This window comes from Kribbella sp. VKM Ac-2571, from assembly GCF_004362255.1.
Classification (GTDB): Bacteria; Actinomycetota; Actinomycetes; order Propionibacteriales; family Kribbellaceae; genus Kribbella; species Kribbella pratensis.
The window spans coordinates 242514-256546 of record NZ_SNWS01000008.1; the positions used below are offsets into that span (position 1 = coordinate 242514).

General features: G+C 68.6%; 13 protein-coding genes. 5 read left to right on the forward strand and 8 right to left on the reverse strand.

All coding sequences use genetic code 11. The annotated features are described in order from the left end of the window. Positions 1–17: 17 nt before the first annotated feature. The 3 genes from EV651_RS19640 to EV651_RS19650 all read right to left on the reverse strand — a co-directional run bounded on the left by EV651_RS19640 (position 18) and on the right by EV651_RS19650 (position 2993). Positions 18–983, reverse strand: a complete 966-nt coding sequence (locus EV651_RS19640; RefSeq protein WP_133786640.1) for a teichoic acid biosynthesis protein C — start codon at positions 981–983, stop codon at positions 18–20. Positions 984–1062: 79 nt separating this feature from the next. After that, positions 1063–1965, reverse strand: a complete 903-nt coding sequence (locus EV651_RS19645) for a 1,4-dihydroxy-2-naphthoyl-CoA synthase (RefSeq protein WP_133786641.1) — start codon at positions 1963–1965, stop codon at positions 1063–1065. Positions 1966–1979: 14 nt separating this feature from the next. Continuing rightward, positions 1980–2993 (reverse strand): LacI family DNA-binding transcriptional regulator, encoded by a 1014-nt coding sequence (locus tag EV651_RS19650; RefSeq protein WP_133786642.1) that lies wholly within the window; start codon positions 2991–2993, stop codon positions 1980–1982. A 145-nt stretch (positions 2994–3138) separates the two neighbouring features. Between EV651_RS19650 and EV651_RS19655 the strand changes: the two genes are divergently transcribed. Next, the gene (locus tag EV651_RS19655) at positions 3139–5070 is read left to right on the forward strand and encodes a Xaa-Pro dipeptidyl-peptidase (protein ID WP_133786643.1); all 1932 of its coding nucleotides are present in this window, start codon (positions 3139–3141) and stop codon (positions 5068–5070) included. A gap of 1 nt (position 5071) precedes the next feature. Here the strand turns inward: EV651_RS19655 and EV651_RS19660 are convergent, their stop codons facing one another. Further along, a complete protein-coding gene (locus EV651_RS19660; protein ID WP_133786644.1) occupies positions 5072–5998 on the reverse strand; it encodes a helix-turn-helix domain-containing protein in 927 nt (308 codons plus the stop codon). 133 nt (positions 5999–6131) lie between these two features. Here EV651_RS19660 and EV651_RS19665 point away from each other — a divergent pair, with 133 nt between their 5' ends. Together EV651_RS19665 and EV651_RS19670 are read left to right on the forward strand one after the other, a co-directional pair. Then, positions 6132–6458, forward strand: a complete 327-nt coding sequence (locus EV651_RS19665; RefSeq protein WP_130386830.1) for a PadR family transcriptional regulator — start codon at positions 6132–6134, stop codon at positions 6456–6458. Then, the gene (locus tag EV651_RS19670) at positions 6455–7648 is read left to right on the forward strand and encodes a hypothetical protein (RefSeq protein ID WP_133786645.1); all 1194 of its coding nucleotides are present in this window, start codon (positions 6455–6457) and stop codon (positions 7646–7648) included. Before EV651_RS19665 ends, EV651_RS19670 begins: the two co-directional genes overlap by 4 nt. Here the strand turns inward: EV651_RS19670 and EV651_RS19675 are convergent. The 3 genes from EV651_RS19675 to EV651_RS19685 are packed head-to-tail and all read right to left on the reverse strand — an operon-like array spanning position 7626 to position 9730. Continuing rightward, positions 7626–8360 (reverse strand): GNAT family N-acetyltransferase, encoded by a 735-nt coding sequence (locus EV651_RS19675; protein ID WP_238157075.1) that lies wholly within the window; start codon positions 8358–8360, stop codon positions 7626–7628. The two genes, EV651_RS19670 and EV651_RS19675, sit on opposite strands and share 23 nt — an antisense overlap. A 4-nt stretch (positions 8361–8364) precedes the next feature. Next, the gene (locus tag EV651_RS19680) at positions 8365–9342 is read right to left on the reverse strand and encodes an adenylate/guanylate cyclase domain-containing protein (RefSeq protein ID WP_133786646.1); all 978 of its coding nucleotides are present in this window, start codon (positions 9340–9342) and stop codon (positions 8365–8367) included. After that, positions 9332–9730 carry a cyclic nucleotide-binding domain-containing protein gene (locus EV651_RS19685; RefSeq protein ID WP_130386825.1) on the reverse strand — a complete coding sequence of 133 codons (399 nt, stop codon included), beginning with the start codon at positions 9728–9730 and terminating at the stop codon, positions 9332–9334. The genes EV651_RS19680 and EV651_RS19685 overlap by 11 nt, the downstream gene beginning before the upstream one ends. Before the next feature lie 193 nt (positions 9731–9923). On the opposite strand from EV651_RS19685, the gene EV651_RS19690 reads away from it, so the two are divergent. After that, complete coding sequence (locus tag EV651_RS19690) at positions 9924–11450, forward strand: DUF4185 domain-containing protein (protein ID WP_133786647.1); 1527 nt, start codon at positions 9924–9926, stop codon at positions 11448–11450. Then, positions 11447–12568, forward strand: a complete 1122-nt coding sequence (locus EV651_RS19695; protein WP_133786648.1) for a sialidase family protein — start codon at positions 11447–11449, stop codon at positions 12566–12568. The genes EV651_RS19690 and EV651_RS19695 overlap by 4 nt, the downstream gene beginning before the upstream one ends. Here EV651_RS19695 and EV651_RS19700 read toward each other — a convergent pair. Continuing rightward, positions 12565–13905, reverse strand: a complete 1341-nt coding sequence (locus tag EV651_RS19700) for a threonine/serine exporter ThrE family protein (RefSeq protein ID WP_133786649.1) — start codon at positions 13903–13905, stop codon at positions 12565–12567. The two genes, EV651_RS19695 and EV651_RS19700, sit on opposite strands and share 4 nt — an antisense overlap. Positions 13906–14033 lie beyond the last annotated feature (128 nt).

Sequence of the window (14033 nt, forward strand, 5' to 3'; positions counted from 1 at the left end):
TGAGGGCGCAGGGGCAATCACACAAGCGTGTCGCGGTAGAAGAGGTTGGCGCGGCGGTCGCCGGTTACGCCGGAGGCGAAGCCGAAGCAGAGGCGCGGGCAGCCGCGCGGGTCGACGTACACGCCGACGCCTTCGGCTTCGCGGTAGACCAGGTCGGCGCCGTCGAGGATCTTCACGGACTCGACGACCTCGCCCTTGTTGATGTCGTACGTCCAGAGCTTCGACGTCGCCAGGGCGGGATCGAAGGTACCGGCGTACGCCTCGCCTTCCCACAGGTAGACGTACGAGCCGTACAGCGCCCAGCCCTGGAAGTCGATGCCCGCCGTCATCGTGGGCTGTTTGAACGACGCGAGCACCCGGGAGAAGTCCCCCGCGCGCGCCGCGGCCAGCGAGTACACGTTGATGTGGAACCCATCCGCCAGCGTGTGCCGGATCCCGATCCGGCCGTGCTGCTGATCCACCGACGGAGTGAACACGGCACCGTCCGCGACCGGCTTCCAACTGCGCAGCCCCGGCGAGTCCTTCGTCAGCGTCGAGCCGTCCTGCCAACGGAAACGGGCGATCTGCCGGCCACGCGCGTTCGCCGTGTCCACGTCGGTCTCGGTCCAGAGGTACGTCGTACGCCCGACGGTCTCCGCGCCGATCGAGACCGCGTGGCCGAACCCGCTCAGGTACATGTGCCCGACGACGTCACCGGCGAGCGTGAGCTGCGTCAGCGTGAGATCACCGCTGTTGGAAGGCGAGCCGGCCCGCAACTGCCCGGCGAAGAGCCGCTGGTTCGCACTGTCGAAGGCGATCGACTGCATGACCGTCACGTCCGCCAGCGGCTTGCTGCGGAACATCTCGCCACCCGGTCCGTCCAGCACGAAACGGCGCGTCGGAGTCAGGGTGAACGGATTGGCGGCGGCGGGCACACCGACGGCTCCGGCGGCGACCAGAGCACCGGCACCAGCGAGCAACCCACGGCGGGAGAGATTGTTCATAGGGCCCGACCGTAAGCCGTTTACCGCGAACTGTCATCAGTTCGCGCACATCTTTCTGCTAACTAACCATCGGATGGTGTTAGAAAGCGTAGGGGTACGGCGACCAGTCCGGTGACCGCTTCTCGAGGAACGCGTCGCGGCCCTCGGCGGCCTCGTCGGTGCCGTAGGCGAGGCGGGTCGCCTCACCGGCGAACAGCTGCTGTCCGACCAGCCCGTCGTCGATCAGGTTGAACGCGTACTTCAGCATCCGCTGGGCGGTCGGCGACTTCGCGCAGATCTTCTTGCCCCACTCCAGCGCCACCGCTTCGAGCTCGGCGTGCGGAACGACTTTGTTGACCATGCCCATCCGGTACGCGTCCTCAGCCGAGTACTCCTCGCCGAGGAAGAAGATCTCGCGGGCGAACTTCTGTCCGACCTGCCGCGCCAGGTACGCCGACCCGAACCCACCGTCGAACGACGCCACGTCCGCGTCGGTCTGCTTGAACCGCGCGTGCTCCGCGGATGCCAGCGTGAGGTCCGCGACCACGTGCAGGCTGTGCCCGCCACCCGCGGCCCAGCCGGGGACGACACAGATCACGACCTTCGACATGAAGCGGATCAGCCGTTGTACTTCCAGGATGTGCAGCCGGCCCGCGCGCGCCGGGTCGATCGAGTCGGCCGTCGTACCCTCGGCGTACTTGTAACCGTCCTTGCCGCGGATCCGCTGGTCGCCGCCCGAGCAGAACGCCCAGCCGCCGTCCTTCGGCGACGGTCCGTTGCCGGTGATCAGCACACAGCCGACGTCGGTGGACATCCGGGCGTGGTCCAGCACGCGGTACAGCTCGTCGACGGTCTGCGGCCGGAACGCGTTGCGCACCTCGGGCCGGTTGAAGGCGATCCGCACCACACCGGCGTCGACCGCGCGGTGGTACGTGATGTCGGTCAGCTCGAAGCCGTCCACCTGCTTCCAGGCCGACGGGTCGAAGATCTCGGAGACGGTCACCCGGCGAGCATATTTCAGCCGCGTGCGGTGCTCTCCCGCAGTACTACTTCCGCCTTGAACATCTCGGTCGTCGCGTCGCCGCCCTCGATGGCGAGCTCCAACGCACGCCGGCCCATCTGCTCCAGCGGCAGCCGTACTGTCGTCAGTCCCGGCCACACGTCCCGCAGCGTCGCGATGTCGTCGAAGCCGGCGACACCGAGCCGGCCAGGTACGTCGACACCGCGCGCCCGCAACGCCGACATCGCACCGACCGCCATCACGTCGTTCACCGCGAACACGCAGTCCACATCGGCCTTGCGATCGAGCAGCTGCTCCGCAGCGGCGTACCCACCGTCGCGAGTGAAGTCGCCGGACTCGACCGCCACCGGCTCCAACCCCGCCTCGGCCAGCCCGGCGACGAAGCCGTCCCGCCGATCGCGTGCGGTCGCAAGGCTTTCCGGCCCTCCGAGTACGGCGAACTTCCGCCAGCCGAGCCCGACCAGCTCGCGCGCGAGATCCGCCGACCCGGAACGGTTGTCCGGTTCAACGGTGTGCGCCGGCATCCCGGACTGACTGACCAGGGCGAGACCCGCGCCGGAGTTGAGGAAGGTCTCGACCTCGGTCGCCGTCCGCGCCAGGCTCTCGCTGTCGGTCCGCCGGCTGCCGATCATCACCGCGGCCCGGGCTCGTTGCGCGCGCAACGACGACAGGTAGGCGATTTCGCGGTCGGAGTCACGGAACGTGCTGGCCATCATCACCAGCAGGTTGCGCTCGTCCGCGGCCCGCATCACGCCGTTCGCGATCGCGGCGAAGTACGGGTCCTCGATGTCGTGGACCAGGATGCCGACCACGTTCGTCGACGACTTGGCCAACGCCTGCGCCTGCGCGTTCGGCGTGTAGCCGAGCTCGTCGGCGGCGGCCTTGACCCGCTCCTGCAGCTCTGGACGGGGAATCCGGTCCCCGCCGTTCAGCACGCGGGAGGCGGTCGCGACCGACACACCCGCACGCTGCGCCACGTCCAGCAATGTCACCGGTGCTTTCAGATTCACTGGCCTACCCTTTCGTGCGTCCCCCCGGGGGCGGTGGCGGTCACCCTACCGAACCCACCCGTTCTCACGCTGAGTATCGGGCAGGTCGCTACCAATCCGGTCAGAACCTGGCGTTGCGGCGCGCGAGTGACTAGCCTTCCCAGCCATGAGGACCGTCCATGCCCGGGTGACGATCCTGGTCGCGTCCGCCGTGCTCAGCCTGACGACCGTCACCGGTCCGGCCATGGCTGCTCCGCTCCCGGACGGGCCCGGTACGCCGGCCCCGGCTGCTCCCAGTGTGCCGCAGCACGTCGACGCACGCACCAAGAGCACACAGCCGGTTTACGACTACGCGAACGCGATCCGCGAGTCGGTATACGTCGACACCACGTTGGACACCGACAGCGACGGCAAGGACGATGTGATCGCTGTCGACATCGTCCGGCCGAGCGAGCCCGTCCTCAACGGCACGAAGATCCCGGTCATCATGGACGCCTCGCCGTACTACTCCTGCTGCGGACGCGGCAACGAGAGCGAGAAGAAGACGTACGACAGCGACGGCGTGATCCGGAAGATGCCGTTGTTCTACGACAACTACTTCGTCCCGCGCGGCTACGCGATGGTCGGCGTGGACGTCGTCGGCACCGGCCGCTCCACCGGCTGCGGCGACGTCGGCGGACGGGGCGAGATCCAGTCGGTCGTCGACGTGATCGACTGGCTGAACGGCCGCAACACCGCGCACACCGCCAGCGGTCAAAAGGTGTTGGCGTCCTGGACGACCGGCGCGGTCGGGATGATCGGCAAGTCGTACGACGGGACACTCGCGAACGGTGTCGCGGCGACCGGGGTGAAGGGCCTGAAGACGATCGTGCCGATCTCGGCGATCTCCTCGTGGTACGACTACACCCGGTCCGGCGGCGTACCGTACTCGGACGACTACATGCCCTGGTTGGGCGGGTACGTCGGGCACGACAGCGCGGCCTGCGACGAGGTCCGCGGCAAGCTCGGCGACAACGATGATGACGACACGGGCAACTACACGTCGTTCTGGGCCGAGCGCGACTACACGAAGAACGTGTCGAAGGTGAAGGCCTCGGTCTTCATGACACACGGGCTCAGCGACTACAACGTGCAGACCAACCACTTCTCACAGTGGTGGTCGGCGCTGTCGCGGAACGGCGTACCGCGGAAGCTGTGGCTGGGTCTCGAGGACCACGTGGATCCGTTCGAGTTCCGGCGCGACGAGTGGGTGGACGAGCTGCACAAGTGGTTCGACTACTGGCTGCAGGGCGTGCAGAACGGCGTCATGAACGAGCCGATGGTCTCGGTCGAGACAGCTCCCGACGTGTGGCGCAACTACAAGACCTGGCCGGCCGTCAACCGCCCGGTGTCGGTGCCGCTCGCGGCCGGCAAACTAGGTGCCGCGGGCAAGGGTTCGGTGATGGTCACCGACGATCCGGATCTGACCGAGGACGACATCGTCGCGGACCCGTCGGAGGTGATCGCGGGACGGCAGATGTTCCTGTCCGCACCGCTCACCGCACCGCTGCGGATCAGCGGCACGCCGTCGGTCACGCTCCGGCTGAAGTCCGACTCGTCGACGACGCCGGTGACCGCGCGACTCGTCGAGTACGGCGAGGCCGCGCGGTACTCCGGCATCCGCCGTACCGACGAAAGCACCTGTGAGGGCTCGAGCACCGACTACGACGACAGCTGCTACTTCACCGTCGACAAGGTCACCACCCAGAGCGATCACGGCATCGTCAGCCGCGGCTGGATCGACGCCGCCCACAGCAAGTCGCTCTCGCAGCCGACCCCGCTGAAGCCCGGCCAGTGGACCACCGTCACCGTCCCCCTCCGCGCCCAGGACCAGATCATCCCCAAGGGCCGCATCGTCGGACTCGCGATCACCCTGTCCGACACCGAGTGGACGACCCCCAACACCACCGGCGCCACCATCAACATCGACCTGGCCGCCAGCAAACTCAACATCCCCGTAGCCTCCGGCCACCTAACGGCCCCCACCCAAACCCCCACCATCACCGTCCAAATCAAAACCCCCACCCAACGCCCCAACCTCCACGACCCCAAGAACTAAGCTAGTTGCCTTCGGCTACGAAGTGCATTGGGTCGCCGAAGGCGAGGTCGGTGATGCCGGCGGTGTGGAAGGCGCCTATTAGGAGGGATCTGCGGTGGGCGGCGAAGGTGAGGACGTGGGCGACCATGCCGCCGTAGGTGAAGACGCGGGGTGGTTCGCAGGTCGTGTCGACGAAGCTCTCGTCGAAGCGGCCGTCTTCGTTGAGTTGGTTGACCAGGGCCACGAAGCGCGCGCCGGCGTCGGCGTGGCGGTTGCGGAGGTCGGGGATCGGGGTGACGACCTGGCGGCCGCACTCGGGGACCTGGAACGGGCGGTCCTCGACGGACGCCAGCCACATCTCCTCCTGCCAGACCAGGCGGTCCAGTAGGTAGCGAATCGAGATGTCGTCGTCGATCCCCTCGACGGACAGCTCGATCGGCCGGTCCAGCGTGGCGGCGTCCAGACGGGCGCCGCGTTCGATCATCTCGCCGGTCAGCCACACGTGATGCTCGACCATCCTGACAAGTACGTCCATGCCTCTCACCTTTCTACGTGCCGGCAGCCGAAGCCCGGCCGGCGGCTGGAAATGCACTCCACTCGGCGCCGCGAGGAAGAACACCCGCGACGCTTCCTGCCGCCACTCCCGTGGCGACATCCCATAGGCCCTGGCGAACGCCCGCGTGAACGCCTCGTGCGACCCGTACCCGGCCTCGATCGCGACATCCAGTACGGCGACCGGCTCGACCAGCAACCGGTACGCCGCCCGCTCCAGCAACACCCGCCGCCGGAACGCGAACGGCGACTCGCCGGCCACCGCACCGATCACCCGGTCGAAGTGGAACCGGGACAGATGCACCCGTCCCGCCAGCCCGGCACCGTTCACCGGACCGTCGAGACCGCGCAGACCGTCGGCGACCACCGCCACGAATTCCTCGAACACATCCGCCATGTCCACCACTGTGCCCCCACCACCCCGCCTCCGACTTGATCGAAATTGCGGAACCTCTGAGTGGTTAACGGAGTACTCCACAATGTGTAGTAGTCTTCGCAGCGGAGCACCGCCGGTGCCGGAGGAGGTCTCGATGGATACGAGCCAGCTACTGAAGGGCGTACTGGATCTCGCAGTGCTGGCCGTGCTGCGGGACGCCGACGGCTACGGGTACGACGTACTTCGCCGGCTGCGCGCCGCGGGACTCGAGGACGTGGCGGACGCGTCCGTGTACGGGACGCTCCGCCGGCTGTTCCAGGCCGGCGCGCTGACGTCGTACGTGCAACCGAGCGAGGAAGGCCCGCACCGCAAGTACTACGGGCTGAACAAGACCGGCCATGACCTGCTGGCCCGATCGACCAAGACCTGGAATCACTTCGCCGACACGATGTCGGTGCTGCTGGAGGAGGAGGCCGCGTGAACAGCACGCTGACCGGAGCGGTCGCGATCTACCTGACGCAGGTGCGCGCCGAGCTCAGCGACCTGCCGCCGGGTGAGCTGGAGGACGTGCTCCAGGACGTCACCGACCACCTCACCGAGGTAGCAGGCGAGTTCGACACCGAGCCGACCTTGAGCGACCTGCAGGTGCGCCTCGGCACGCCGCGGCAGTACGCCGACGAGCTGCGGACCGCGGCGGGCTATCCGGCACGCACCGAGCCGGTCAACCAGGACTACCTCACGTCGGGCTGGAACGCGCTGCGCTGGGGTCTGATCGCCGGCACTGTCGGGCCGCTCTTCGTTGCCGTCAGCATCTTCGCGTGGTCGAGCGACGAGACGGCGTTCTTCGGGCTGCTCGGGCTCGGCGTGCTGTTCGTCGCGGCGTTTCTCGGCGTACGGGCGTTGCACGGCAACGACCCGCGGATCGTCCTGGACACCCCGCGGGGCGCGCAGTGGGCGACGGCGGTCCGCGGCTGGATCGACCAGGTCCCGCCGAACGTCCGGCACGAACTGGTGACGATCGGTCAACCGGTCTGGTGGGTCGCGCGCGGCATGATCGGCGCGGCCGGGTTCTTCGCGCTGTTCGGCGCCATCTCGGTGACCGTGGTCGGAGCCGTCGCCGGCGCGGCGGTCTCGATCTGGATCGGTCGCCGGACCCAGCAGGACCGGCGGTGGCTGTGGTACGTCGTACCGCTCAACGTCGTCGCGGCGGTCGCGGTCCCGGCGTTCCTGGCCGCCGCGTACGTCGGTGCGTCGTTCGGGTTCCTGGACAACTACAACGACTACCGCGGCAGCACGCGGAACTTCGAACCACCGACCAAAGGCGTGGTGGTGAACGGCACCCCGGTCTCGAACATCTACCCGTTCGATGCCCAGGGCAAGCAGGTCGCGGTCCGGCTGTACGACCAGGACGGCAACCCGATCAGCATGGAGCTGCAGGACTGCGCGACCAACTACGGGCAGGAGCCCCGGGACACCACCAGCAACCTGTTCCCGCAGGCCGTGGTCGTCCCCGACGAGAACGGCTATTCCGGCCCGGACACCTGCAAGGAGACCACGAAGGCCCCCTTCGTCCCGCCACCCGCTCCAGCCACCCGGACCACCCCGACCCCCGTCGCCCCTTCGGCAACCCCGACCCCAGGCACGACGCTCACAGAGAAGCCGACCAGGTAACTGACGCCGCCGCGACCCCGCGATACGTGTAGCCAAGGCGTTCGTAGACCTTGATCGCTGGCGTGTTGTCGCCGTTGACCATCAGCCCGACTCGTCCGTGGCGCTTGACCAGTTCGGTGGTGACGAATCCGCACACCTGCCGCGACAATCCTTTGCCTCGGGCAACAGGATGCGTTGCGACTCCGGCGAGGAACCCGACCTCGGGGGCGCTCCACGCATCCGCGGCGATACTCAGCAACTCACCCCGCTCGCCCGTCACCGCGGCCCACCGCCGTACGCCGGGATGCCCGGGCCACGCGTACGACGAGGGCGACGCCGCGGCGAGCAACTCTTCAACGCCGGAGTCATCGTCCTGCCAGGCAGCCGTCGTGGTGACGTCCGGGAGCGTGTCCGCATCCATCCACCCGAACGCCGCCGAGAACGTCAGCCCCGGCACGCGCTCCGCCAGCTCACGGATCAGCGCCTCGTCGCCGAACGGCCGGTACGACGGACCCACCTCGGCGAGCACGTCGGCGGTCAACCGCACCGCGTCGCCGACCGGACCGATCACCGCGAGCCGATCATGCTTCGACACGTCCGGCGAGGCGACCGCCACGGCATCTCCGTCGTACCAGGCGCGGATGCCGGGGCCGAAGCCCTGCGCGGCCCAGAGGATCATCGGATCATCCGCAGCCGCCGTTGCCAGCGCTGCGGTCGTCAGAAGCTCGTGCACGCGGTCATTCTGCCCGTTGGATCGCGTACGGGACGAGGTGGCGGTAGCCGCGGACGGCGACGCGGCGGAGGCGGTGGACGGCGTACGACGCGTGGCCGTCGAGGGCTGTGGCGAGTTCGCGGTCGGCGAGGACCCGGCCGGGTTTGCATTCCGTGGTGAGACGGGCGGCCAGGTTGACCACCTCGCCGTACACGTCGCCGAGCCGGATCAGGATCGTGCCGTACGCCAGCCCGATCCGCAGCTCGGGAAGGTCCTCGTCGGCGTTCACCGCGTCCTGCAAGGCGAGTGCGACCGCAGCCCCCTGCGCGGCGGTGTCGGCCACGAACAGCACCTCGTCGCCGATCGACTTGATCACCCGGCCGCCGTTCAGCGCGACCACGTCGGCGGCCATGCCCTCGAAGCGCTCGATCAGCTCCCCGAGCTCGGCCTCGGTCAACCGCCGCGTCAGGCGCGTGTAGCTGACGATGTCCGCGAACCCGACCGCCCGCACCCCACGCGCCAGTTCGTCAGACCCCGCCACCGCCCGCCCGGCCGCCGCGGCGAGGTGCCGGCGCCAGACGTAGGTCTGCAGCCGCTCCATGGCCGGCAGCAACTGACCCGCGACCTCGATCGCCTCGTCCGCGGACAGCTTGGACCCGCCGAGGAACTCCAGGAACATCGCCGACTGCCACGACGCCAGCCGCGACTGCGTCTGGCCGAGTTTCCGGGCCAGTGACGACTCCATCTCGGGCTCGATGAACCCGTCGTCCTCGAGCGCCGCGACCAGCCGCAACGCCTCGACGTCGTCGTCGGTGAAGGCCACCTCGTCGTCCGGCACGGTCGCGAACCCGAGCGCGTGCCACATCCGCTCGGCGCGCTGGATCGAGATCCCGGCCCGCTCGGACACCTGGATCCGGGTGAACTTCCGCTCCCCGCCCAGCAGGGTCTGCTCGAACTCCCGCGTCAACCCGGCCAGATCCGGCGCCCCAGGGTCAGTGGCCACCGCGGCGCTCGGCGATGGTGGCGTCGATGGCGTCCCGGAACGCCGGCAGCCGGCGGGTGAGGTCGTCGAACTTCTCCCGGGTGAAGTGCAGCAGCTGCAGCCGCGACTTCGCCGTGACGGTTGCCGTTCGCAACGTGTTCTTCCGGACCGCGACCTCGCCGGCGATGTCGCCCGGGCCGAGCTCGGCGATCTCCTGGCCCTTCTCGCGGACCGCCGCCGTACCGCTGAGGATCAGGTACGCCGCGTCCGGAGGCGTCTGCTCCAGGATCAGCGACCAGCCGGCCGGTACCGAGACCTCCTCGCCGGCCCGGAAGATGTCCCGGATGTCGCGTCCGGACAGATCCGCGAACAACGGCAGGTCCCGTGGGGACGTCCTACCCAGTGCCACGTCGATCCTCCTCGTCGGCGATCAGCCGATGTTTCCAGTCAGTAACTCTAACGCACGCGCCGCGACCAGGGGGACAGGCGGGCCGCGGCCCGCGCAGAGGTCGCGACCCATTGACCGTCGCCGCGACCCGCGGTTACGGTCGGGCAATCGATTTCTCGATCCCAGCTCTCTGCAACCGCCCGAGGAGCCCCTGATGCGGAAACGATGGTTGCTCGTCCTGCCTGCCCTGATCGGAGCGGCCGTGGTGCCTGCCGACCAGTCCGCGCCCGCCCAAGCAACGGCCGTGCCGTCGCCGGTCGAGCGGATCGCCAAGCTCACCGGTCCGGAGTCGATCAACGACACCGAGGCGCGCTTCGCCCTGAAGGCGACCGATCTCGGCATCGGTTGGGACAACGGATCCGGCGAGATCCTGACCGCGTTCGGCGACAGCTACGGCAGCGGCTGGACCGGGCCGGGCGGCGGCGCCGGTGACCAGGCGACGATCGACTGGCGGTGCAACCTGCTTTTCCGCAGCAAGGACCGCAACCTTGCCGACGGGATGACGCTCGACTCCGCGGCCGAGGACCGGCCAGGTCACGCCAAGGAGTTCCTGCCCTGCAAGAGGATCGACCGCGACGAGCACACGGTGATCCCGACCGCGGGGATCTCGGTCGGGAAGCGCCAGTACGTGCAGTACATGTCGGTCAACTACTGGGGTCCGGCCGGCAGCTGGTTCACGAACTACTCCGGCTTCGCGTACTCCGACGACAACGGCGAGAACTGGACCAAGGACGCCGGCGCCCGCTGGCTGAACACCAAGTCCTGGGACGACAACTTCCAGATGACAGCCCTGGTCAAGGACAAGGGCTACGTCTACATGATCGGTACGCCGAACGGCCGCTTCGGCAACGCCCATCTCGCGAGGGTTCCCGAGCAGCAGGTACTCCAGAAGAGGGCCTGGCGGTACTGGGACGGCCGGACATGGTCACCGCAGGAGTCGGCCGCCGTACCGATCGCGGCCGGCCCGATCGGCGAGGTGTCGGTGCAGTGGAACGCGTACACCGGCAAATGGCTGATGATGTATCTCGACGAGCACCGCGCCGCGATCGTGCTGCGGTCGGCGAAGGACCTCACCGGCCCGTGGAGCGGCGAAGAGGTCGTTGTCAAAGGCTCGGAATACCCCGGCCTCTACGGATCCTTCATGCACCCCTGGTCGTCAGGACCGGACCTGTACTTCACGATGTCCCAGTGGGATCCGTACAACGTTTTCCTGATGCGCACCAAGCTCACCGACGACGGCCGGGTCACCAACCTGGTCACGGATCCAGGCTTCGAGAGCCAGACCAGCGGTATGCCGTCCGCACCGTGGCAACTGAGCGGCACCGGTGGCATCGACCGCACGAACCTCGGCCACACCGGCACCAACAACGCGTTCGTCCGCGACTCGATCGGCACCCACCAGATCCAGCAGACCGTTGCCGTACGCCCCAATCACCGCTACCGCTTGTCCGCCTGGATCCGGACGGCGGAGAACAACAGCGAAACGATGCTCGGCGTCCGCACGCTCCGCGGACGCACGATCGCGCAGCAGTCCGGTGGCGCGCATCCGCAGTACACGAAGGTCTCCGTCGAGTTCGACGCCGGCGGAGAGTCGTTGATCCAGCTGTACGGCGGTTTCTTCGGCCACGGGCAGGATGTCTGGCTGCAACTGGACGACGTCGCGCTGGAGGAAATCCGATGAAACGGTTGTTCCTGGTTCTCCTGATCATCGCCGGTGTCCTGGTGCCGGCACCGGCGCAGGCCGCGACCGGGCAGTTGCTGCGGGACAGTGTCGGTCTCTATCCACGCGCGATCCGGCTCGAACACAGCGGTACGGCGAACGGCCGGATCCTCGCAAGCGTGGTGACGTTCAACGGCAACACCGGACTCGGCGCCATCTACGAGAGCACCACCGGCGGCACGAGCTTCGCCCAGGTGGGCACGGTCGCGGACCCGCAGGCGTCCAACGGCAAGGGCCTGTGCTGCGCGACGCTCTTCGAGCTCCCACGGCGCATCGGCGCGCTGCCGGCCGGCACGTTGCTCTGGGCCGCCTCGGTCGGCGCGGACGCGCGGCCGATGTCGCTGCGGATCTGGAGGAGCAACGACGTCGGCCGGACCTGGTCGTACCTGTCCAGTTGCGCGACCGCGCCGAACGACCGCGGCCTGTGGGAGCCCGAGTTCGCGGTCGCTGCCGACGGCCAGCTCGTCTGCCACTACTCCGACGAGACCGATCCGGCGCACAGCCAGAAGCTCATGGAGGTCAGGAGTACCGACGGCATCACTTGGAGGGATGCGCGGCCCACCGTGTCGAGCCCGACGGTGGCGCACCGACCTGGCATGTCCGTCGTACGGCGGCTACCGAGCGGGACGTACGTGATGTCGTACGAGGTCTGCGGCGTGGGCGGCCAGTACGACTGCGCCGTCTACACCCGCCAGTCCCGTGACGGCTGGAACTGGGGATCGCCCGCCAGGCCCGGTGTCCGGGCGCAGACCGCCGACGGCAGGTACTTCACGCACGCTCCGACGATCGCTCTGGCACCGAACGGCAAGCTGCTGCTGATCGGCCAGGTCCTCCAGAACGCCGACGGCTCCGTGGCCGAAGGCAACGGCCGCACCATCCTCGCCAACACCACCGGAACGAGCGGCTACTGGTCCGAGCTGGCCGCACCGGTCGCCGTCGACAATCCGTACAACAACTACTGCCCGAACTACAGCTCCCCAATGGTCGTCTCCCCAGACGGCAGCACAGTCCTCGAACTCGCCTCGGACTACGACGGCCCGACCTGCAAGACGTACTTCGCCACCGGGCCGGCCAGCTAGGCCGCGCGGCGCCGGCGGCGGGACGAGGTACGGCGGCGGACCGGGCGTCGGGGCCCGACGAGGCGAGGACCGGCCAGGCGGTCCTCGAGACGGCGCGCCTCGCGGCGGATGGGTTGCGCGACGTACTCGCCGAGGATCAGGCCCGCGGCGAGTGCGACGCCGATCGCGACCGCGGTCGTGAGGCTGACGATGCCGATCAGCTGCCCGACAGCCATCAACTCGTAGAGGCCCTTGTAGATCGTCAGCCCCGGCAGTAGCGGGATCGAGCCGGCGACGACCACGACCAGCGGCGGTACGCCGGTCCGCCGGCCGCTGGAGTAGCCGCCCAGACCGACGACGAAGGCAGCCGCCGCAGTGGACCAGGCCGGCCCGAAAGATGCCCTCGTCATCAAGGTGAAGATCAGCGAGGCCAGTGCGCCCATCACGGCGACCGGCAGCAACGCGCGGAGGGGTGCGTACGACGCGTACGCGAACGCGACCGCCATCACCGAGCCGGAAATCACCATGATCGGGAGGTTCGCCAGCTGGATCGTCTGGGGTTCGATCCCGACGTGCAGCCCCAACTTCAGCCCCAGCGCGAGACCGAGTGAGACACCGGCGATGATCCCGCCGGTGAGCAGCATCGCCTCCAGACTCCGGGCCGCGGCGGTCACGTAGTAGCCGGTGATCGCGTCCTGCACGGCACCGGTGAGGGCGATCCCGGCCAGCAGCATGATGATGCCGGCGGCAACGACCAGGGACGGTTTCACCGGCGCGTGCACGGCGTACAGGACCAACGCGACCGCGGTCGCCACGAACGCTCCGGCGACCTGTTGGTAGAACGCGGGGAGTCGCTGCCGGTTGAACCACCGGTTGTTCAGGTCGATCACGATCGCGGTCAGCACCGCCAGCAACGTGATCAGCCAGCCGCCGCCGAGCAGCAGTGTCGCGCCGCCGGCCATCACGCCCCAGGCGAGCACCGCACTCCAGCGCGGGTACGGCGGACCGGCCGAGGTCAACCGGGCGAGTTCGCGCGACGCCTCCTCGCGGGTCACGTCGCCGCGGGCGAACCGTCGTACCAGCCGGTCGACGTCGGTCAGCCGGGAGAAGTCCTGGGACCGGTAGCGGACCAGCCGGATGTGCGTCTCGGGCGCGACGTCCGGCGCGGCCTGGTACGAGACCGCCATCGAGGTGAACGTGATGTCGACCTCGCAGCCGCGCAGTCCGCCGGCCGCGGTGACACCGAGGATCGTCGCCGTCGCGTCCGCCGTACCGGCGCCGCTGGACAGCAGCACCTCACCGACCCGCAAGGCCAGGTCGATGGTGGCGTAGACCTCCCGCTGCTCGTCAGGCTCCATCAGGGGGTGTCTGATGGTTCCACGCCGTAGCGAGCAGGTGCTCGGTGCGGTGGCTCGGCGTGCTGGAGCGAAGGCGTCGATGTGGTTTCATCGTCGCCTTTGCTCCAGTGCGGCGAGGTGCCGTGCCG